The organism is Paenibacillus sp. FSL R5-0341, from assembly GCF_037975235.1.
GTDB lineage: Bacteria > Bacillota > Bacilli > Paenibacillales > Paenibacillaceae > Paenibacillus > Paenibacillus amylolyticus_A.
On the sequence record NZ_CP150241.1, the window covers coordinates 3,916,542 to 3,938,436 of the forward strand.

Sequence of the window (21,895 nt, forward strand, 5' to 3'; positions counted from 1 at the left end):
CCTTTCTACCAGAGGCTGTTCTCACTGGTTCGTTTGGCGATCTGGTTAACCGTAACAAGCAAAATAACGTTGACTACCGAGTTGAATAATCCCACAGCCGTTGAGAAGCTATATTGGGCGTTCACCAGACCGGCGCGGTATACATAGGTGGATATTACATCAGAAGCTTCCATATTAAGTGAATTCTGCAGCAGCAAAATCTTCTCAAAGCCAAGGCCCAGTATATTACCCATATTTAAGATCAGCATGATCGTAATTGTGGGTAATATCGTCGGCAGATTGATATGCAGTACCCGTTTCATTCGACTTGCTCCATCCATAATAGCCGCTTCATGAAGCTGGGGATCTACGCCTGACAGAGCAGCGAGATAAATAATGGTTCCCCACCCGGTGCTCTGCCAGACGCCAGAGAATACATACACCGTCTTAAACCATGCGGGATCAGTCAGAAATTGTGCTGGTTCAAGACCAATCAACTCGATGAACCGAACAATCATTCCGCTGGAAGGTGATAAAAAGGTAATGATCATACCTGCCATGACAACTACAGAAATGAAATGAGGTGCATAGGTCACCGTCTGGACCGATTTCTTGAATGGGCCGTTGCGGACTTCATTGAAGGCCAATGCCAGAATGATAGGCAGGGGAAATCCGATGGCAAGTTCATAGAAGCTGATACTGAATGTGTTCCAGAGCAGATCCCAGAAAAAATAAGAATTGAAGAACCGTTCAAAATGGTCAAAACCAACCCATTCGCTTCCTGTAATTCCTTTCGAAGGTACGAAATTCTTAAAAGCAATCTGAATGCCGTACATCGGACCATAATGAAAAACAAGGAAATACAACAACGCGGGAAGCATGAACAGATAGAGCTCCCAGTTTTTCCAAATCCTTTTGCCAAGGGAGTTCTTCTTCAATAAAGGGCTTACGGATACTACGATATGACTCTCCTTCATTCTCCCACTCCTTTCTATGTCTTTTCCATTAGATAGGAATATGTTGCTATCTTGCATTCTTGCTAACTCCCTTTTTGGTAACGCTTACAATTTGGAGTATAGTGAAATTAGGCTGACACCGTAAATATGTAGGTTCTGGATTGTCATGTATAGGTCATGTAAAACCGCGCTACTGCGGTACTTTCCGTTCAACCCTGATGTGGATGGTTCCACATGGACAAGGCTGTAAATATGTGAATTACGAACCTCTCTTTACCTGCAAAGGATACACATTGTGATCACCGAGCGTACCTAAGATACGGTTCAACATACGCAAATGGAACGAAGCAGAAAACACGCTGCTTCGTTCCGTTTAAACAATCAAGATGGCAATTTTTTCTCCCCTTCATTGAATAAAAAACACTTCTTTTTTCAATAATTCTTCTGGCTTCTGCCCTATCACATCACTGTGAAAATAATCGCGGATAACGTCATCTTGAAGATAGTTGGCGATCGATACCATAATCATCCCTTGATCCAGTGCCAGATAAGCTTTTGCAAGTTCTCCCGTTTCAACATTAACTGAGTCATAGAACCCATATTTGCCAAGCATTTTAAAGTTCTTTAAAGCTTTAATGTTCTTTCGAACAGCTTCAGGGGCATAATCCAGGGCCAGGAATGTCGCGTGTGCTGTTACCGTTGCTCCATCTTTATAACCTGAGGTACCTAATGGCGTTGCTGCAAACTCACTGTAACCTGTCGGCGTTGCAGAAGGTGAAAAGCCCCAAGCGGCGTACCCTTTTTCTTTGGCATATTCGATCTGCAATTCGACATGACGCTGGTTGTTCAATCCCAAAGCTTGAGTACCCAGCTCTTTTTCCTTTATGACCATACCCGGCATAAGAGCTTCAAACATACTGCCTCCCCAGCTTGGCACGAACTTTATATCCTTGTATACATAACTTCCTTCAAACACATCCACTCCATCGTACTTAACGGATTTGCCTTGAGGAATCTGAGCTTGCCAATCCCACTCTTGAGGTAATGTGCGATACATCTTCCACCAATGATCTTGGGGAACGTCACCTTTCCCAATGGCAATATAGCTGCCAACACGTGGTTCCGTGTAAAACATTCCATAATGGTGGTCCGTCAGCGCGCCTTTAGCCACATCATAACCTCCGCGGAATTGACCGACTTCAGGATCATATAGCGGAGTATAATTCATATTTTCAACCAACTTGCTTGTTTCCCGATGAAGTTCTTCATAGGCTTGCCCAACAACAATTAATCCAGCGGATAACCATCCATTATCGACTTGGGGAATAAATTGTCCCCAATCTTTCTTCACTGAACCGTCATCCGTGTTATACCAGTTATAAAATAGGCCGTTCCACTTTTCTAACTTTTCGAGGGAATGTATAGTCGTTTGCAGGCGCTGTACAGCTTCTTTCTTTGAAATAATACCCAATTGTTGCGCTGAAACGGTACTCATCATATACATGGCGATGTTCGTGGGCGAAGTACGTTTAGCTTCTTCTGTCCCGTTTTCAGTGTGCCGTACTTCATCGTAAGTCAAGCCAGTATTCTGATCCGTATAATCCTCAAAAAACGTATAGGTCTTATATGCAATCGCTTTCAATTCTGCTCGAAATCCAGTTAAATTGCTTGAGTCACCTGCTGAAGCCATAGGAGTTAAAGCTAGATTAGCTAACAGACAAAATTAGATCATGAAATTCTTGAGGTTCAAGCCCCTTTAGGTATTCGGCCATTTCTTCATTTTTCTGACTCACTGCAATCGTATACGCCCGCTCTCCATCCTTCTCCTGAATAGTCACATCTGCTCCTTGGTCTACCAGATATCGAACCATCTTCATGTTATGAAGTCGTGCAGCTACCGTGAGAGGCGTGGCCTTGTACGGATATACCATATCCGGTTCATTGTAATTGACGTCTACCCCTTCATCCAGCAAATACTTAATAGTCTTCATATCGTGATCAGCTACCGCTTTGCGTAACGTTTTGCCCCCATATTTTCGAATATCCAACCCGAGTTCATTCAGCACTCTTATATTCTTTTTGTTACCATAGTAGGCTTCATCATATGCACTAGATTTGACCCGATTAAGTCCATTTAACTTGGCACCTTGCTGGTACAGGTATCGCACCGTTTCTTCTCCACAATATCTAACCGCCTTCAGGATCGCCGGATTATTTTTGACATTCAGATTAACTCCATGCTTTACCAACAACTTAACCACTTCCGGTTGATTACAGATTAAGGCAAGGTCGAGTGGCGTTAAGGCTATGTATTTACTGAGCGTAATCTCTTCTTCGAGATCCATGCCCTGTTTAATGAATTGTTCTACAGCAACGGTATCTCCCTCATATATTGCCCTGGCATGATCAGGAAGCGTTTCAAACGATCCTTGATTTCCGATTTTGAACAAGAAAGATCCCCCCTATCCCTTTTAATACACCTCTTCTATATAACCACAACTTGTGAAAAATCAAAATATTAGCTTGAGTATCCACTCTCGATCATAATCAACATCCCAATTTTGAAACTGCTCGCGAAAGCCTCTTTTAAATGTATAGAGTGAACTTGATCCATCATGTTTGGTACTCTTCTCATGACAATTATATAAGATTGACAGACAATACTGGGGATTTATGCGATATTCGCATGGGTTTCTTATCGCTTACATCGAAAATTACATCTTACATGCTTGGTGTAACATAATAATGTAGCGCTTGTTGAGCCCTACCTCGGGAGTATGCTACGATATGGACACCTATTTCCACAAAATCCTATAACAAATCAACCGTACAGAAAGGACACTATGAATCCTTCATCACTGTCATCCAAGTTACAACAGATCATTCCACTGCTGGATCTGCGAAGCTGCCTCGTCGGCGTACGCGGTGAGATTATGTACGAACACTACCGCAACCACGAGGCTGCGACCGATATTGCAAAAATCAATTCATGTACCAAGAGTGTGTTGTCCGCACTCATCTGTATAGCGATGGATAAAGGTTTGTTGCCAGAGGCATCAACCCCAATCTCTACCTTTTTCCCAAAATTGACATCCGATCCTGACCCGCGCAAACCAGCGATCACACTGGAACAACTGCTCACCATGACAGCCGGATTCAACTGGGATGAATTCGGCGGGCAAAATTCATTTCCTCGCATGACCCGCACCGATCATTGGGTGGATTTTGCGTTGGAACAACGGTTAAGTCATGAACCGGGTACATATATGGAGTACAACTCAGGAGTCTCGCAGATCCTATCCGCCATCCTGATGCAAAATGCAGGTATGAACGTAGCCGAGTTCGCAGAACGTTTTCTTTTTGACCCGCTGGGAATTAAGGATTATGAATGGGAAAGCGACCCTCAGGGTGTACATACCGGCGGATTCGGTCTTAAGATGTTACCCGTAGATCTGCTAAAATTCGGTCAGCTCTTTCTACAACAAGGGATGTGGAAAGGGCAGTCTCTCATTTCAAGTGATCTCGTATCCCGTTCGACGCAGCCTTTCATTACAGTCACTCCACCGAATCACGGTAGTTATGCTTGGCATTGGTGGGTGGATGTCTATCCCAACGAAAGGTCACACTCCGAAGATATTGATGCTGAAAACGACAGACCCAATCTCCATTATTACTACGCACGAGGGTTTGGTGGTCAGTATGTATACATTGTCCCAGAGCTGGAACTTGTTACGGTGTTAACCAATGACAAACGAAAGAAAGAGAAACCTCCGTTGGACGTTTTCCCTCGGTTAATCGCCCCTGAGCTATGGAAAATGTTATAAACGCAGGCTGTCCTTCTATCCTGTTCGACCAATGAACCCCCAACCTTATGTAGGCATAACCAGCCCATAGGCTGGGGTTTATTCGTCATGCCAAAGCTTCTTCGATGGCAATCGTTATTGGATACGGACCAGACTCTTGATTAGAGATCACAACCAGTTGCAGATCATAGTCCGGATAAATGGAAGACATGAACGACACCCCTGGATCAAACCCCATGACATGAAATTTAAAAATCTCTTCCTCCTTGCGGTCAATCCAGACCCCCTGCCCATAGTACTCTTCTTCCTCTTGATGAGCATGTGGAGTTAATAACTGCTGTGTCGTCTCTTCTTTCAACAATTGCTGACCCAGCAAAGCCTCCCAGAATCGAATCATATCCGGTGCCGTAACATAGGCTCCACCATCTGATCCACCTTTGACAGGAATAGAGAACATATTAGTATTCCAAGAGCCGTCTTCATGATCGATATAGCCTAAAGCTGTGTTGCGCGGAAGCTGATCTGTTACGAAATAACCGGAGTCCTTCATGCCACAACTTTTGAAAATGTGCTCTTCCACATAATCTGTAAACGACCTTTCTGAATGCTGTTCTACGATAAGCCCCAGCACAATGAAACCCGCATTGTTGTAGTGAAAACGTTCACCCGGAGCAGACTTCATTGGCATATCCTGAAACATGGGCAGAAAGTCACTTAATCGCCTCATCGCGTAAACGGGTCTCTCTTTCCACAATGCTGAAAAGTCTTCCATCACATCTTCATCAAAATAATCTGGAATGCCCGACGTGTGTGTTAACAACTGCTGGATGGTAATTCCTTCGTCCCATAGTGGAAACTCCACATCCAACACATCGTTCAGCTTGGAATCAGCAGATAACTTGCCCGCTTCTATGAGTTGACATATACTCACTGCCGTGAAGATTTTACATCCTGATGCAATTCCGAAGCGTGTATCCACCTGATTGGCAAGCTCTTCACTGCGATTCGCATAACCACGTTTCATATTCAAAAGGGTTTTCCCGGCCTGCTGGAGTAATACAACACCCGAAAAATTCACACGTTCCATGGCTTCTTCTACTTTTGTTGTCAGCTCTAATACATTCAACATTTTAATATTCACCTACTTGTCTATGTATTCTTAATACTCTCATTTTTAATTCTTCGTCATATCCTGCATACCTGCCATATTTTCATAAAAAGAAGGATTACTCCCTTATAAAAGGAAATAACCCTTCTTCATACAACGTAAGATTAAGTTTGACAAAGCATGCTAAAGTGCTGTTCAATCACTTGTTCCACTCGTTTTACCGTAAGTCTATCTGGCTGCATTAACATATGTATTGCGAGCCCATCCACCAGAGCATATAACTTCTCTATCTCCATCTCGGCATCCAGTTCAGGATGTGTCATCCCCCGCTTGTGCAACTCCTGTATTACCCATTGAACCGATCGATACATCCCTTGATGCATCTGATCACTTAACTTTTTTAATTCGGGGTACACCAATAATTTGGCTGTAAACGAAAACCAGACCTCCATTTCCATCATTCTGTCTTCGTCCAACGGTAGAAATTGCAAGAGCAGATTTTTCATATCCAGCAGTACAGATCCACTCATCTGTAATGCCTCCACCCTTTTCTGTACCCGTTCTGCAAAAAGATTCATGCAAAAGGTGAACAATTCGGCCTGTGTGGCAAAATAATGACGCATGGAACCTACAGATAGTCCCGCTTCCTTTGCTATATTCCGAACGGTAGCATGCTCAAGTCCATGCTCTTGAATGACCCGGATGGCTGCATCAGCAACGATTTTCCTTTGAGATTCATGATCTACGATTTTTGGCATGACAACATTATACAACAAACCTCTCTTTTTGTAATACACTGTGCTATAATCTTTTTAATACATCGTACTAAAATATAAAAACAGCTGTAGGAGAGGAATTCATAAGATCATGCATACAACTACCCCAGCCTCAACACGCAAGAATTTCAGAGTTTTCACCTTCATAGTAAGGTTATTCTGCACAATGCTACTACTGATAGGTGCCGCATTCCTTTATGAGTGGTTTGCTTCCTCGCAGGCCAAAAAGGACTTTCCACCTCCAGGTACGTTAGTTCAAGTCGGCGGTTACCAACTACACATTCATAAACAAGGCAATGGTTCACCGACCATACTTATGGAGGCTGGAAGTGGTGAAACCAGTTTGTCGTGGAGAGACATTCCTGTGGAACTAGCCCAACATGCAACGGTGGTCACGTATGATCGCGCAGGATATGCCTGGAGTGAATCTGCACCTACAGAACGTACAGGTGCAAATATCGTCAAAGATTTACATGCTGCTCTGGAGAAGGAGAACATACGCGGCCCTTACGTTATGGTAGGTCATTCTCTTGGGGGTATGTATGCTAGACTCTTTGCACAGACCTATTCAAATGAGGTTCAGAGCCTTGTCCTCATTGATGCGCGACCTGAGGATGATGAACGGAACACAAAGGCTTTGTTGGAACAGGCTCAGTTTCAGGGAAACCCGCCTGCCTCCTTTTTATCTTTACTGAAGGTATCTGGCGCTTTCAGATTATTTCCAGACTTTATGCTTGATGGTCTGGTTGCCAAGCAAGATCGGGATACTTTTGTTAATGTGATTGCTACCCCTTCCTATTTTTATGCCAAAGAAGAAGAAGCCCTCCACGCCCATTCAACAGAAGATGCCATTCGTGGCCAAAGTCTTGGATCAATCCCTGTACGTATCATTGCACGCGGACGTCCTCAAGACTATGCTAGTGCAGGGATTCCGGTTGACATTGGGCAGAAGCTCGAATCGATATGGCAATCGGGGCAACGGAACATGTTGAATATATCGAAGGATAGTCAGCTAATTGTGGCCACCCGCAGTGGGCATATGATTATTCACGATGAACCTGAACTGCTTGTGAAAACAATCCTTGAGTTAATCTCTGATAAGTAGAGGTATTTTTATTCAGAACATCCTCCGCTGGATCCAATGTTAAAGGGCTGTTCCAATAGCCATGGGTATGACTTGGAACAGCCCTTTAAGTAATATACATTAAGATTAGATCTAATGAGTTCGGCCTTAAGAAAAACATTTGTTAGCGTAACGCTTGCAGGTCTGATTCGGGACTTCCTGCACTCTTCTTCGTTTCACGGGGAGCCCTCGTATTGATCAGATAATACAATGTGGCATAGATTGTAGTAATAAACGTGCCAAAAAACAGGCAAAACGCCAGAGACGGACGGCTTACACTTTCGTGCATCAGTTCAATCAGCGTCTCGCGATTCGTCAGTGCATCCCAGCTATTCAGTCGATATACACGTCCAAGCAATACCCCGTAACTTCCCAAAGCACTGCCAACCAGTACAAAGATCCAGGATGCCCAGCGTCCAATTCGGTGATAGATCACTTCCTGAAGCTGATACATCGACAGGAATCCAAGCAGAAGTCCAGTCCAGACAAACATTAATAGAACACTTAAATCGTACCAATACGTGTAGTCCACCCCGTTCCCACCATAATACCGGGAACTTCTCGCTGTCAGATGAACCAGATCCGTAACAATATAAGAAGAGTTCGGGAAAAATAACAACCATAACAGACCACTTGCAACTGCAAGCCATGCGGCACCTTTCCATTTCACATCACTTAGAAGATAGGCTGCATAAGAGAACACAAAAGGAATCCAGCCCAAAAACAGATTCCAGATCAGGAAGCGGAAGTAACGCTGATCCAGCCAGTCTGCAGCTACATAGTACAAGCCGAGCGTTACTATAGTGACCACACTAAGGAAAATAAATATGCGAATATAATTCAGTTTTCTCAATGATTCTGACCTCACTTGATAAAATTCAATTAATTTCGAAAATATCGGATGATTTCTTCCTTATTTTTTTCCACACGCAAATTCAATCCACGTTTATCCTTTAATCCATACTGCTGTAATTCATGGCCTGGATCAAGAACCAACGGTTTAGTCGCCACATCAACCAGCAAGTCCATCGTCAATTGATAGGTTTCCCGTAACTTGTCCATCGGCAGAGAGGATTCATATCGTTTAATCAGCTCAATCAGTCGTTCAGCATACGCAAGACGAACCATACTGTCCGCACTCTTCAATTGTCTCGAAGCAAATGCTGTAATTGCCGTAATAATACTGGGTTCTGTCCGATGTTTGGCAATCAACGCAAGTTCGTCCAACGCATCCCAATTCATAATAGACAGCTCGGAACTTAATTGTTGAATCCGCTCCCCTATCCATTGTTCCTCTAACTCTTGGGGTACGTCCCATCGCTTATAGTCCGAATACACGCCTTCTCGATGCATCTGTATAGCGCTCCCGTAATGTTTGACGAACAAATCCTTTGCTACACCCCAATCAGTCTCTTCCATCTTTAACCACCACCATGCCTATACCTATTTGTGCATATACTCCTAACCATATTACATAATTTTACTACTCTCCAAGCATACTATAGAAGTTGAACTATACATTTGCACGGGAACGCAGAGGACAGAAACAAACTGCAGAAGCGAAGCGTTCGCTAAAAGCTTTCTACAAGAAAGCTACTTCGGAAGCATAAGCTTATCACCGGATTTTCACCTTTGTAAAATGGAATTAAAAATCTGGGGATAACAGCTATCGGAAGGTTGTTCTGTCATCGGAGTGGCAAGTGTAAATATTCTTTCGTTCAACTTATATAGAATCATACCATTTACCAAAGGAGAATCAAATTTACAATGAATCCAAATTCCATGAACCCTCAGAATGTAGTACAACCCACATTGAACACCAATCCAAATGTCACCCCTAACATGAATCATGGCGGCCATGAGATGTTCGACGTACACGAGATTCTGTCCTCCACCATCAACGTGCTGGATCAATACATGATCTTTCGTACATTTGTACAGAGCCAGGAACTGATTGGCATTCTGGACCGGCAATACAACTTCATATTATCCCAGTACAATCTGACAGCAGAGTGTTTTGCATCCGGACAGAAGCCTCATCAAGAAACGGCAACTTATATGATTCCCAACATCGTACCACCGGTATATGGTCTTAAGCCCTCGGCACCAAAGAAACCGAACCAGAGCTTGGCTGATGTAAAGGATGCCGGGATTAGCGGTCATATGCTGGGACTGATCAAGTCACATGCGAGTCTGCTCGGCATGTCCTGTAGCGAGATCACCAATGGAACGGTTCGTCGGGTTATCACTTCGCAGATCCAGCATTTTATCGAGATGGCCTATGAAATTTTCATGTTCCAGAATAAAAACGCCTATTATCAAGTACCTCAACTCACTCCAAGTGATACACAACAGATGCTTCAGGCATACATTCCAGCAACCGGAGCACCTCAGATGCCTATTAGCAATAAACCACTTCATTAATTAGAAAATAAAGTGCGATTCCCCAAAACAGTCTCTTCAACCCACTAGGGTTATAAGGGGCTGTTTATTTGATTATTTGCAATCATTTTCCTACTGATGACACTTGTTTCGGTTACCAGAAACTGGTTTAATCAAAGACAAACCCGTACATAGTCAGCGTATGGATCATACCTATAAAATACGGTGAAATGCGGTTACGAGGATCAAAATGGCTTTTTCTTCATTAATGGGGAGGTATACAAATGAGATGGAAGCAACCTGTTAAACTTGGTTTACTGGCCATCGCTCTTGGCTGTACTGCCATTGGCTCAACACTGACGACCTCAACAACACTGGCTGCACCTGTCCCCGCCTCCAAAGCGGTGTATCATCAATTCCAAACTTATCGAACAGAAGCAGTGAAGTCCACAGAAAGTCTGGTTAAAGCACGTAAATACCTGATGAATCATATCGATAAAGTCGGCCCCTGGCAGGCCACACTCATGACGCTGCAACTGGAGAACATGCAGAATGTGAAGTTGGCTGCTGTGGATTACCAAATGTATACGGAACAATTTCAGCAGGCCATATCTCAAGCCCATGAAGAACTTGGTTACGAACAAAAGGTTACATATAGTCGTCTGCTGAAAGAAATTAAAGATCCGGCAGCGAAGAAGCTTCTGCAGGAAGCATCTGATCTCGGGTTCAAACTGGAAACCAGTGAAGGCTTGTATTACCCCATCATCAATTATGAGATCTACCAAAAGTTCAAGCCCTTCGTCCAGGCAGACATTGCTGCCTACATTAGTATAATGGCTACCGAGTCCAACCAAATGACAACTTCAGATGGTGGCATTATCATCCCTTGGAACGAATTAATCCAGCGTACATTGGAGAAAGAAGCCTTTTTGAACAACTTCCCGAATTCCAATCGCACATCAGCAGTGAAACAAGGGTTATTTGTGGATTATCTGTTTTACGGAAGTGACAACACGCCTGCTTATGATTGGTACACGGATGAAGAAATCCGCACCATGGACCCCGAAGTGAAAAAGGCTTACGAGAAAGCTTTGGCTAAGCGGGAGCCCAATAAGGAGAGTATTCTTCTGGATACCATGGAAAAGATTTTACTGGTTCTCAATCAGAACAATGATGAGCTTACACCTGAAATCAGAGCAATCATCGAAACTGTTCAACAACAATTTGCCCGTGAATAATTGGATGCTCAATAGCAAAATGTGAATACCAAAAAAGCGGCAGTCCTCGTGACAGAGGTTGCCGCTTTTAAATTTACTTAGCAATTCCTTACGTTTGGATCAAAGAGTTGAAGTGTCTATTGATGTAAGTTTGTTCGGATTAACGACGAGATAAACGCCCTCAATCCGCTCTCTAGAAGCGTCCAACTCCAAACAGAGTACCTCGGACAATTGCCCATCTTTCATTAACGCGAGTTGAAGCTCGCCATTGATCCACATGGGTACCCACTCTCTTTCACGCAATCGCGTAAGGACTCGTCGTGAAGTCAGGAGGGCAAGCACGCCTTTATGAATGTTCATCGTTCTCATAACCGTGTGCACAATGCCACCGCCATCTGCTGTAAATACAGGCTGATCCGCCAGTAACTCGAGCATGGCAGAGACATCATAACGAAGGAAAGCCGTTGTAAAACGGCTCAGCAAGTCGCCTTTGGCTATCATATCCGCATCACTCTGCTCGATCGGCGGAAGTCTTTCAGGCAAGTTCCGTCTGGCGCGGCTAAAGATTTGACGGCAGTTGCTCTCCGATTTGCCCAGCCAATCCGCTATTTCGGAATAATCATATCGGAACGCTTCACGAAGTACAAAAACAGCGCGTTCCATGGGCGTTAGACGCTCCAACATGACCAGATAGGCGTAGGAGATCAGCTCTTTTTTCTCCATCGTTTCCTCTGGCATGTTCGCCTCTTCACTGTCACCCATCGGCTCTGGCAACCACTCACCAACATAACTTTCCCGCTGATTACGGGCGGAATTTAGCAGATTCAAGCTTCGGTTCACAACCAATCTGGCGATGTAGGACTTGGGATTACGAATATCCTGAACAGACGTGCTCTGAATCCCCGCAAAACAATCCTGCACAATATCTTCAGCTTCTACCACACTGCCCAGCATGCGGTAAGCTATTGAAAATGCATATTTTTTATAAAGAATATACAGATCACCAACATCCAGAGAAGACACTTCTGGCTCATTGGCGTGGAGATTGGAATTCATGAGAATGGCCTCCTCTGGCATGGTGCATGTAGTTTTAGTTAAAGCAGCCCGGATACATCCCTGTTGTAATCGCAATCCGGTTCCAGTTGTTAATCGTGTTAATGGCCAGGATCAGATCCACCAGTTCGGATTCACTGAAATGTTCACGAACCTTATCGTACAACGTAAGGGGTACACCGTGTTCCGAGATTCGAGTCACCGCTTCAGCCAGCTCCAGCATAACACGTTCTTGATCCGTGAAGAAAGGCACTTCACGCCACACACTTAGCAAAAGAATATGATCCGCGTAATCTCCCAGTTTCATCAGATCTTTGGCATGCATATCGAGACAAAAGGCACAGCCATTGATCTGGGACACACGGATTTTCAACAACTCGTATAACACTTTATCCTCAAATTGCCCGGATATATATTGCTCCATCGCCATCATCGCTTTAAATGCACCTGGACTCACTTCTCTGTAGTTCGTTCTTAAATTCATTTCTCATTCGCCTCCGTCATTTGGTCTACATACTGAAGACAAACGACCGCAGGGATCTGTGACATTCTTTGCGAAAATTTTTCAGTATTAACATCTGACGTAAGAAAAATCCGGGTTTTTCCGTATCCATGTACGGTTTTAACTGAGCTGTTTGTGATTTTAACCAAAAGTAGGTTGGATATATTGATATATCGACCAAAAAAGGTGTAACATACGGCTAATCAAGTTAACTTTTCTAACATTAAAAAGAAAATCGTTTATTCATATCAGCAAGGAGTGTTTCATATGATAACTTCCAACGCAAACCGTAATGTGACATCCGAATTACCTAGAGGCTGTACGTTCACCGCTGAAGACTGGCATGTATTATCCCAATATTGGTACCCGGTAGCCCAAGCAACTGAAGTAACCGACAAACCACTGGCTGCTCAATTGCTCGATGTGAAGCTGGTTCTTTATCGAAGTAATGATCAGGTTGTGGTAGCTAAGGATCTTTGTTTTCACCGCGGGGCTCCACTTAGCAAAGGTTGGGTAGAAAATGGCGAGATTGTCTGTCCTTATCACGGTTTCCGTTACAATTGTGAAGGAAAATGTACCGCAGTACCTGCGCACCCAAGCTCCAAAATCTCACCTAAGCTCAAACTCATTGTGTGCCCGGCAGTCGAACGTTATGGCTTAATATGGACTTCACTGGCGGGAACGGAAGAACAGATTCCATCCTTCCCTGGATGGGATGATCCGGATTATATCAATATTTTAATACCCAACTTTGATATTGCTGGTTCCTCTGGACGACAAATGGAGGGATTTCTGGATGTATCCCATTTTGCCTATGTGCATACCGAAACGTTTGGTGACCGAAACAACACAGAAGTCCCTCAATACAAAGTGAAACGCGAGGGGAATGAGTTGCTAGCTGAGTATTGGAGTACGGTGAGCAACTACGGCAAAGGGCAAGATCTCGTTGCACCTGAAGGTTTCCAATGGTTGCGCGAGTTTCGGGTGTTCCCACCCTTTGCGGCTTCTCTGACGGTACATTTCCCTGGAGACGACAAGCTAAATATTCTGAATTGTGCTTCGCCGATCTCTGCACGTTATACACGTCTATTCTGTCCAATCACACGAAACTTTGACAAAGATGCTCCGATTGAAGATACGATCAAGTTCAACTTGCAGGTATTCGAAGAAGATCGCGAGATGGTTGAGTCACAAAAACCGGAGGATCTGCCCCTTGATCTGCATGCCGAGGCCCATATTCCTGCTGACCGTACTTCAATTGCCTATCGTCAATTATTAACGGAGATTGGTTTGGGACGAAACTACACATCGTAAATGAATAAAAAAGAAGCGTTCCACTTGCGGCCGCTTCTTTTTCTATACCTAATTCAACTGAAATACCTAGCGTGTATTAGAAAGACCTTGCCACTAGACCTTCATTCGTCATTTTTCCTCTTGATTAATCGTATTCACAGGAAGCTCTCTATAATACGGGCAACCCGGTTCGTGGATAATACGCGGATCAACCCAAGTGCCCCAGTACGGAAGACGGTTCACGTAAGGTTGCATGTTTGGTTGATTATTTGCCTGTGTGTTGGGCTGTGTGTTGGGCTGCATGTTTGGTTGTACATTGGGTTGTACATTAGGCATTACGTAAGGCTGATGATTAACATCCGGAGCACTATTAGAGGCAGGAGCAGTTGAAGGCTGGCAATCTGCCGGTGGGCCAATAATCACTGTTTTTTGAATGGGAGCCAGCGCTTCTTGAACTTTTTTCTCGTCCAGACAGTACGTATAAGCCAGAAGTTTTGCAGGTGTAAGACGTAATGTGTCTGAGCCAAATATCGCTTCAGGAACAGGAGCATCGAAGATCGCGAGTAAGTGCGTATGATCCACAGTAGCCACTTCATAGTGCCACCAGCCTTGAGGAACGTTGGCCACCTGCCCCGGAGTAATCGGGAAATGAAGCAGCTCGTTTGTGAACGGATTAATGAGGGAAACAACTGCCGAACCGCTGATGCAGTATACCAACTCGGTAGCATTCTGATGCGTATGTGGTTCAACCACATTGCCAGTGTTGAGGAAAATATCCAGTAAAGAAGTATTGCCTAGTGTGTTTAACTGGTTAATGGAAAGCGAGTTAATATAGTTGCTCTCATCTTTCTTAAATAACGGGTTATTGCTCAAATCGTAAGTAAATTCGGTGGTTGGTAAAGTGTAATCCATGGTTGAGGTTGCCAAAATAAAACGCCTGCCCTTCGCTCTCGGTTTAGGTCATAACCTATATGCCCAGCTTATGCCCAGTGCCCAGATGCGTGAGCCCATTTCCACTATGTTTGCGGCGCATGACAAATATCCCTGACTCGGACATCCCGAGCAGGGCTCATTTGATATTAAGATTCTTCCTCGCTCAAGATGTGCTCCAAACTAATTCCCAATGGAGTACTGTTCAGATTCACACCCAGAAGCCAATTCATTCGCTTCACCATATCCGGCGTTTCCTCGATTAAACCATTAGTTACACTCAAATAACGCAGCTTCTTCAGTTGCTCCAGTTCAGGCGGAAGTTCACGAATGCCCGAGTATCCTATATCCAGAGTCACCAGTTCGCTCAATTCACCAATCTCGGCAGGAATATGCTTCAGACCAAGGTCCGACTTTTCCTTCGGCTTCCACCCGGTTGGAACATGATATGAACTGCCGCAATAAATTCTCAGCTCTCGAAGTTGTTCCAATTTCCCAATGTCTTGGTGAATACCTTCCAAATCGGCCGTCATGATCTCCAATTCTTCCAATGTTGTCAGTTCAAAAAGAGCTGGAGGAAGCGTATAAACATCCTGCTCAAAAATCGTCAAACGTTTCAAGTGCTTCAATTCCCGAATCCGTTCAGGAATCTCTTTCAAGTAATGTGAACTAATATTCAGCACATCGGTCTGATGTCTAATCGCATCGTCCAGTAAGCAATGAATGTCCTGATGCCGATCTAATCTAAAAAATAACCCAGTGATTCGCTCCATTAGCTCAATTGCTTCTTCTTGTGTAATATGCATCCCATACATATTCTCATGAGAAACAGTATAGAAATAGTCACTCCCGTCCTCTTCCAGAAAACAAAGATCATCCGGCAATGACGGATAACACCAGTCATGAAAGCGATTGGCTTCCTCCTTAAGGACCTGCCCTGATTCCGGCGTGCAACGGTATATGTAGTAGATCCCTTCTGAGTACATAGCACCACTTTGCATCATCATTTCTTCCATCGTACTGTTTTCAATCAGATACGGCTCGAGTCTCTGTAACACTTTTGCAACTCTTTCAGGTGTAGCTTCTTCAGCATACTTCCTGTCAACTAGCATAAAACGATCTGTCTTTTCGATCAATTCGTCAATCAACAGTTCATAGGCAGTTCCTCTTGGATCGGTGTGAAAAGCTACGGCTACCATAGGTTCCCCCTCATTACTCTGTATTCATTAATCTTCAATCTGCTGTATCACCTGAAACCACTGTGGCATAGGCTGATATCATCAATCCAGTCATTGGAGGCTTGTTACATGGCATACGGCCCTGGTTCAGTGTCATCCCCGCAACCTGCGGGTTATCCTTACCCTTATTATCCACCACCCCCACCGTACCCTTACCCTTATCCCTATCCATACCCACCCATTGTTCCTTTTCCACTGCCATTTCCGATCGGTGGTCCTTGGTGGCATGGTGGCTATCCAGGAGGCGGTTATCCCGGTGGGCACCATGGTCCTTTCCCTGGAGGTGGCTATCCCGGCGGACCTCACGGCGGTGGACCTGGCGGTCCGGGTGGTCCCGGTGGACACGGAGGACCTCCAGGTGGAGGATTTCACGGACATCGTTTCTTCCAGTGGTAATCATTAGACTCATTCAAAGTACTTGTTCAGATAAAGAAGTTGCTTCGGCAGCTTCTTTATTATTGAAGGAATTGTCTAATCGTGCAGGATTTTAATATGTAATCTCATCCATCATCTTCAGATTACGGTTCGACATGCTGAGCATATCTGTGAAGGTAGGTGTTAGGTAATAAACAAAGTCCGGATCGTGTACGTACATGATAATCTGACCATACTTGCCTTCCGCCGTTGGATCGAAATCGAGCATCAGATACAGTGAACCTCCCGCGATTGTTGCAAAAGGGATCCATGATTTATGAAACAGGTATGGTTTGATCTCCGGGTCCAGCTGGCTGATCTCTTCGGCAGAATAATACTCTTCGAGCTTCTCATCCACTTCACAGAAGTATTGTTTGGTCTCTCGAATCTCTTCCAATGACATCAGATAAAATGGCGTACATCGACCGTTCTCGGCATCACTCGGGTACAGCACATGCAACCCGTAGCCACTGCCGTCTTTGCCTTGGTAAAAGGTACGAAAATCGCCAGGCAGCCGGACGCCATACTCTTTTTCAAATACATCGAGACTTTCCTGGGATGCACCTTCCCGTTGTTGATATTCTTCGAACAATTGCCGAATCTCTTGATCCTGTATTCTCTCATCTAACAAGCGACTCAGCTCGTCCATTAGCACGTTTATTGATAGATTCGGCTCCAATCTCACTCCACCTGCCTATCTCAGTTCTTCTCTTCTTGTAGATATTGATGATATTCCCAAAACGCTTCTTCCTCTCCGCCGCCTTCAATCAGAATCATGACTGCATAAGATAACAAATTAAGCCATTGTTCCATCAACGCCACCTGTTCGTCCGAGATGAGGTTGTTGCTGCGAAGCATACCATCAGGTTCAATAGCCCAGGCGCGTGCCATATGAGTAATTCCCCATAGACATGCCATAACTTCCCGATCCAGTGAAGGCCGTGCAAGTTCGGATGCCAGAACACGAAGTATCCCCATCAACTCATGAAAATTCTCCTCAATCAATTGTCCACGGAAGGGCCGCAGACTGCCAATAAAACCGTTCTCCATCTTGGGATGACTCAGATCATCATAGGAAAAAGCATGACATTTTAATAACGCTAGAGCCTCTTCACGTTCCATTCCTTCACCCCCCTATACAGGTTATCCTGCTGCCTCACCAGCGCAGAGGCTCTTCTCCACGCCACAACACATATCGCTCCAGCTCACGAAGAGTGCCTGTACCGATCCCGTACTCGTCCATTTCTTTGGAACGAAGGTTGAACATGTGCAACATGCCGCCATAGGTACCTACTGCTAGCTTGGACTGCTCAGGGGATACAGCGAGAGAATAGATCGTACTGCCTACAAAATGACGCCATTCTTCCTCACCCTCGCCATTCACACAATACAGATAACCATATGCATCCCCAAGCACCATTCCCGCCTCTATTTCCACCGCTGCATACACTCGTGATTTCTCATCCATGATCGGCCAATCTTCCTTCGTTTCGTTACCTGCGATTGATTCCAGCGGAACCTGTATCGTTACCCCGTTGTAGAAATGACATGCGTTAAACCAGACGGTCTGGTTATCACTGGTGAATGCTGCATAATGAGGATAGCTCGATTCCGGATATAGGGAGTATGTCTTGCTCAAATGACGGTCCATCACCATATGATTGCTCCCTTGGCTGCCATAGGCAATCCATCGACCATCCCGTGATACAGCTGCATGTCCCATATCTATCTGTGTATCCTCTAGCTCATATTCTTCGATCTCTGCCAGATCGGGATGAAGCAAGGTCACCTCAGCTTGCGTTACCAGATATATCCCGTATCGTGAAAGTATAAGTAGTGCTCTGCCTTCGTCCATAGGTATAAGTCCTTCAAGTGTCCGTTCGGGATGCTCACAGTCCGCAAGTGATTCAATCCGAGGTAAGGAAGACTGTATCCGGGATTGAATATCCTCCCAACGATATGTCGCTATCTCCTGTCCTTCCAGCTTGCGATCAGGCTGACGGATAACACGAATACCTTCCGGTCCTGCAAGCGCATAGTCCAATCCATCTGATGAGCAACCTGCAAAAGTATACGAAGAAATCAACTGCCATCCGTGCTGATCCATCGTATATATCTGACCATTCTCCGTGAAGATACCCGTATTACATACACACGTCTCTTCGTTCAGATACCCTACAACTTTGACCGCCTGCATGGAAGCCTGAAACGCCTCGCTCAATGGCCACGTCGATGCTGGCAGCTCACGTCGGAGCATCTCCAAGTCACCTTGGAGATTGGCCTGTCTCACCATATGTAAAACCTTAGTACTCATACCACTTCTGGAGTCTCCCTCCAGCTCGGATTCATCTGGTTGCTCTCCCTGCATGCCTCTCCGTACAAATGCATTGACATCCCTTGCATAACGCTTGCCCTCATTGCGCCATTGTTCCGCGATGTCTTCCTTTAACCAACTCATATGTTGTCCTCCACTCTGCCCCTATTCATATGTCGTACAATGATGTGCTTGCAAAAACAGACTGATTTCGTTATCCATCGCCTCCTCCGCACCATTCTTTTCTTCATAGAACAGGGCAACTTCTCTCCCAGTTGCATAGTTAAATCGTAAATATCCTCCCATCGATGCCATAAACAGCTTGCACATGTACTCATTCTCCAACACAGCGTCCCACTTAAATTCCGTCTTGCACGTATCCGCGAGTTCCTTCATGGAGCTTCCCTGTTCCGTCCCCGTAAAGTGATAAAACGTATGCTTCCGTAGCTCATTCCACGGTTCGTAGTATAATGGTGTTATCGGTTTATCCTGATGGTAATATCCGCAATAGATCCGATCCAGCGTTACACCAAATTCAGTCTCCGTGCATGTCCATAAGGTGATATTTTCATCATGACGTGGTAGCCACAATAGCCCCTCAACTTCTGGATGAACAGCAAGGAAATCTCCATCCACAGAACTGCCAATCGTGATGCACTGCTCAAGTTGATGCTGACTTATGGGCGAATCGTCCGTATGTATCCAAAAATCATATTCAACAAAAGGCTTCAGCACTTCCGGGTCTGGTCTTTGCACATTCATCCAGCCCGTGTATGTACCCTCTCCGTATTGTTCAATCCAGGCACGATATGACGAAGGTAGCGAGATGGCGTGCTGTTGTTCAAAGTGATCCAGTTCCTCTGCTGGAACTGGCTTAAGTCCACGGGATACCATATACATTTGTCGACATCTCCCATCTCTCAGTTTAGTTCATTCGTATTCAGATCTACGCCAATTCTTCCTGTACAATGTCAGTCCATACCCCTTTGCGATTCAGAATGCGAATGGCAAAGGCATCATATCCATCACGTTTGACCTGATCAAAATGCATACGTTCTCCCGTGATCAGTTCATACGTACCACGCTCATCTACTTCTTCGCCAAACTCATCATCCCAAGGCACATTATAGTAGGCCGTCAACTCTACCTCAAAGATATCCTCTCCTTCAACATCCAGATAAGGACGAAGGGGTCTGTCATGTAGTGCTTCTTTCGAATAGGTCTCACATAACATGGCATCATATCCATGCTTGGCAGCATCAATAAGTAGATAACGCTCGCCCGTGACGGTATGCTCTGCATATACAAGAAGCGGTGTCGAATCATGCCAAGTAATCAGATCATCTTCCGTCAAGTCACCATAATAAAAAATATGGAACTTATCATGTCCATCACTCGTTTGAAGTTTGCCTTTCCACTCCACTTCATCGGACGTTATGTCCTCTTCCTTCCTAGTTAATCCTTCCAGATAAGCAGGTCCTTGTTGTACACCATACTCATTCATCGTCTCGCCTCCGATTTATTCATTCGAATGGTAACCACTTTGTGTTCCTCATCCACCGTCAGTTTCACATCGATGTTTAGCTTGTCGCGAAATAACGCCGTAATATTGATATAAGGATCGCGCACGGCTTCACCGCCACCACCATTCGTAGAACGGCTCATCCCTTGATGAATAATGGATTCTACCAGCTGTTTATCTCCCTTGCCGGTGTTATTGTAGGTGTAAATCACCTGCCCCTCCTGATCATACAGATTCAAAACCGTTGTGAAATCATTGGCGTTCTCATACTGTCTCTCGGTCTGCACATAGTTGTGATCTGTGCGTTGATAATTTACTGTACCAGCTAGATAAGGATTGTCCCCGCCGGGCTTCACATCATACTCCTGATAGGCCAGATTAAACAGGTATTGGATATGATTCATATCAATCCGGAAATAAAACTGACGGTTATCTTCCTCTTTGTCCATCGCTGCAAAACTGTTAATCAGCGGCCAGGCTTCATAGGACTTCCCATTAACATCAACGGCGAGAGCATAGTCAGATAATACGGTCTCTTTTTGAAATACACCAAATGTCTGTAAAATAAAATAAGCCGGAATCATCAACATACCCAGAATGATTGCAAAAATAGTAAGTTTTACGCGTAGTTTCATATCTTCTCTCCTTGCAGCTTTAACTCTTCAATTCCATTCTCATCCAGTCTTGTGCTGAAGCTTTGACAGTGTACGCACAACTACATCCCTGTTCTTCGCATCCTTGATATAAGCCGGAATACTATGTGAAGCCGTTCGTATAGGCATATTTGCATGTTTTACACGCAGATCTGCGGAAACATAAGCAATGAGATAATTCAGGTGCTCCCGATTCACAGCCCACAAGATTTTTCCTCTGATATCATCCAGGAAGTATAATTCCAGGCCGAATACAGGATCTTTTCCTGCACGAATCTCGGAAAAACACCTTTGGTATGTCGGCTTGGCATGTAATTCAACCTGATTAACAGAACCACAATGCGGACATTCCACATGCGTAGATCGATGAGACGTCTTCTTCTCGTCTGTGACTTCCACGTTAAACCAGCGTTCACATACAGCACAATTCCCCTTGGCATTATATTGATATACTGGTTCTTCAAAAGCTTGAGCGTAACATTCGAAACACTTCCATCCCATTTGACCATTCCGTTGTTCAATCGAAGCGTGCCCACCGCATTTGGGACATTTCACATCAATCCGCTCTCCCCGTCGAAGCACCGAATAGAAACTGTACTTATACGCACCTTCATCTTCAAAACGTTTCATAC

The 21,895-nt window shown here is 44.6% G+C and carries 23 protein-coding genes and 1 pseudogene; 6 read left to right on the forward strand and 18 right to left on the reverse strand.

Annotated features, from left to right (window positions below; translation table 11 throughout):
- Positions 1-5 precede the first annotated feature (5 nt).
- From MKX75_RS17515 to MKX75_RS17525, 3 genes are all read right to left on the reverse strand, one after another.
- Positions 6-956 carry an ABC transporter permease subunit gene (locus MKX75_RS17515; protein WP_339166212.1) on the reverse strand — a complete coding sequence of 317 codons (951 nt, stop codon included), beginning with the start codon at positions 954-956 and terminating at the stop codon, positions 6-8.
- 385 nt (positions 957-1,341) lie between these two features.
- Positions 1,342-2,625, reverse strand: coding sequence for a glucoamylase family protein (locus MKX75_RS17520; RefSeq protein WP_339166213.1), 1,284 nt, complete (start codon positions 2,623-2,625; stop codon positions 1,342-1,344).
- A 16-nt stretch (positions 2,626-2,641) separates the two neighbouring features.
- A complete protein-coding gene (locus MKX75_RS17525; RefSeq protein ID WP_339166214.1) occupies positions 2,642-3,385 on the reverse strand; it encodes an ankyrin repeat domain-containing protein in 744 nt (247 codons plus the stop codon).
- A gap of 393 nt (positions 3,386-3,778) precedes the next feature.
- On the opposite strand from MKX75_RS17525, the gene MKX75_RS17530 reads away from it, so the two are divergent.
- Positions 3,779-4,759, forward strand: a complete 981-nt coding sequence (locus MKX75_RS17530; protein WP_339166215.1) for a serine hydrolase — start codon at positions 3,779-3,781, stop codon at positions 4,757-4,759.
- 85 nt (positions 4,760-4,844) lie between these two features.
- On the opposite strand, the gene MKX75_RS17535 is transcribed toward MKX75_RS17530, so the two are convergent.
- A complete protein-coding gene (locus MKX75_RS17535; RefSeq protein ID WP_339166216.1) occupies positions 4,845-5,867 on the reverse strand; it encodes a serine hydrolase in 1,023 nt (340 codons plus the stop codon).
- 143 nt (positions 5,868-6,010) lie between these two features.
- Entirely contained in the window at positions 6,011-6,604 is a 594-nt protein-coding gene (locus MKX75_RS17540; RefSeq protein ID WP_339166217.1) for a TetR/AcrR family transcriptional regulator, read from the reverse strand.
- A 184-nt stretch (positions 6,605-6,788) separates the two neighbouring features.
- On the opposite strand from MKX75_RS17540, the gene MKX75_RS17545 reads away from it, so the two are divergent.
- Positions 6,789-7,727 (forward strand): alpha/beta hydrolase, encoded by a 939-nt coding sequence (locus MKX75_RS17545; RefSeq protein ID WP_339166218.1) that lies wholly within the window; start codon positions 6,789-6,791, stop codon positions 7,725-7,727.
- A 142-nt stretch (positions 7,728-7,869) separates the two neighbouring features.
- Here MKX75_RS17545 and MKX75_RS17550 read toward each other — a convergent pair whose 3' ends face one another.
- Together MKX75_RS17550 and MKX75_RS17555 are read right to left on the reverse strand one after the other, a co-directional pair.
- Complete coding sequence (locus MKX75_RS17550; protein ID WP_339166220.1) at positions 7,870-8,598, reverse strand: DUF1361 domain-containing protein; 729 nt, start codon at positions 8,596-8,598, stop codon at positions 7,870-7,872.
- A 29-nt stretch (positions 8,599-8,627) separates the two neighbouring features.
- Positions 8,628-9,164: a hypothetical protein gene (locus tag MKX75_RS17555; RefSeq protein WP_339166221.1), complete on the reverse strand. Its 537-nt coding sequence runs from the start codon at positions 9,162-9,164 to the stop codon at positions 8,628-8,630.
- Between the two features lie 423 nt (positions 9,165-9,587).
- On the opposite strand from MKX75_RS17555, the gene MKX75_RS17560 reads away from it, so the two are divergent.
- Together MKX75_RS17560 and MKX75_RS17565 are read left to right on the forward strand one after the other, a co-directional pair.
- The gene (locus tag MKX75_RS17560) at positions 9,588-10,169 is read left to right on the forward strand and encodes a spore coat protein (protein WP_254847870.1); all 582 of its coding nucleotides are present in this window, start codon (positions 9,588-9,590) and stop codon (positions 10,167-10,169) included.
- Positions 10,170-10,411: 242 nt separating this feature from the next.
- Positions 10,412-11,365: a hypothetical protein gene (locus tag MKX75_RS17565; RefSeq protein ID WP_339166222.1), complete on the forward strand. Its 954-nt coding sequence runs from the start codon at positions 10,412-10,414 to the stop codon at positions 11,363-11,365.
- A gap of 99 nt (positions 11,366-11,464) precedes the next feature.
- Here the strand turns inward: MKX75_RS17565 and MKX75_RS17570 are convergent, their stop codons facing one another.
- Both MKX75_RS17570 and MKX75_RS17575 read right to left on the reverse strand, forming a co-directional pair.
- A complete protein-coding gene (locus MKX75_RS17570) occupies positions 11,465-12,400 on the reverse strand; it encodes a sigma-70 family RNA polymerase sigma factor (RefSeq protein ID WP_339166224.1) in 936 nt (311 codons plus the stop codon).
- Positions 12,401-12,434: 34 nt separating this feature from the next.
- Positions 12,435-12,881, reverse strand: a complete 447-nt coding sequence (locus MKX75_RS17575; protein WP_076331481.1) for a carboxymuconolactone decarboxylase family protein — start codon at positions 12,879-12,881, stop codon at positions 12,435-12,437.
- Between the two features lie 285 nt (positions 12,882-13,166).
- Here MKX75_RS17575 and MKX75_RS17580 point away from each other — a divergent pair, with 285 nt between their 5' ends.
- Positions 13,167-14,213, forward strand: a complete 1,047-nt coding sequence (locus MKX75_RS17580) for an aromatic ring-hydroxylating dioxygenase subunit alpha (protein ID WP_339166226.1) — start codon at positions 13,167-13,169, stop codon at positions 14,211-14,213.
- A gap of 375 nt (positions 14,214-14,588) precedes the next feature.
- Here MKX75_RS17580 and MKX75_RS17585 read toward each other — a convergent pair.
- Together MKX75_RS17585 and MKX75_RS17590 are read right to left on the reverse strand one after the other, a co-directional pair.
- Positions 14,589-15,104 (reverse strand): annotated as a pseudogene (locus tag MKX75_RS17585) (cupin domain-containing protein); the annotation flags it as partial.
- A 167-nt stretch (positions 15,105-15,271) separates the two neighbouring features.
- Positions 15,272-16,321 (reverse strand): leucine-rich repeat domain-containing protein, encoded by a 1,050-nt coding sequence (locus MKX75_RS17590; protein WP_339166227.1) that lies wholly within the window; start codon positions 16,319-16,321, stop codon positions 15,272-15,274.
- A 108-nt stretch (positions 16,322-16,429) separates the two neighbouring features.
- Between MKX75_RS17590 and MKX75_RS17595 the strand changes: the two genes are divergently transcribed.
- Positions 16,430-16,756 carry a hypothetical protein gene (locus MKX75_RS17595; protein ID WP_175623704.1) on the forward strand — a complete coding sequence of 109 codons (327 nt, stop codon included), beginning with the start codon at positions 16,430-16,432 and terminating at the stop codon, positions 16,754-16,756.
- A 91-nt stretch (positions 16,757-16,847) separates the two neighbouring features.
- On the opposite strand, the gene MKX75_RS17600 is transcribed toward MKX75_RS17595, so the two are convergent.
- From MKX75_RS17600 to MKX75_RS17630, 7 genes are read right to left on the reverse strand one after another with little or no spacing between them, the layout of a single operon-like run.
- Complete coding sequence (locus MKX75_RS17600) at positions 16,848-17,423, reverse strand: SMI1/KNR4 family protein (protein ID WP_339166229.1); 576 nt, start codon at positions 17,421-17,423, stop codon at positions 16,848-16,850.
- A 50-nt stretch (positions 17,424-17,473) separates the two neighbouring features.
- The gene (locus MKX75_RS17605) at positions 17,474-17,896 is read right to left on the reverse strand and encodes a hypothetical protein (RefSeq protein WP_339166230.1); all 423 of its coding nucleotides are present in this window, start codon (positions 17,894-17,896) and stop codon (positions 17,474-17,476) included.
- Between the two features lie 34 nt (positions 17,897-17,930).
- Entirely contained in the window at positions 17,931-19,232 is a 1,302-nt protein-coding gene (locus tag MKX75_RS17610) for a hypothetical protein (protein WP_339166231.1), read from the reverse strand.
- Positions 19,233-19,253: 21 nt separating this feature from the next.
- Positions 19,254-19,988 (reverse strand): SMI1/KNR4 family protein, encoded by a 735-nt coding sequence (locus MKX75_RS17615; RefSeq protein WP_339166232.1) that lies wholly within the window; start codon positions 19,986-19,988, stop codon positions 19,254-19,256.
- Between the two features lie 46 nt (positions 19,989-20,034).
- On the reverse strand, positions 20,035-20,592 hold the full coding sequence (locus MKX75_RS17620; RefSeq protein WP_076331474.1) for a hypothetical protein: 558 nt from the start codon (positions 20,590-20,592) through the stop codon (positions 20,035-20,037).
- Positions 20,589-21,245, reverse strand: coding sequence for a hypothetical protein (locus MKX75_RS17625; RefSeq protein ID WP_076331473.1), 657 nt, complete (start codon positions 21,243-21,245; stop codon positions 20,589-20,591). Before MKX75_RS17625 ends, MKX75_RS17620 begins: the two co-directional genes overlap by 4 nt.
- A 39-nt stretch (positions 21,246-21,284) precedes the next feature.
- A complete protein-coding gene (locus MKX75_RS17630) occupies positions 21,285-21,893 on the reverse strand; it encodes a hypothetical protein (protein ID WP_076331472.1) in 609 nt (202 codons plus the stop codon).
- Between the last annotated feature and the right edge of the window lie 2 nt (positions 21,894-21,895).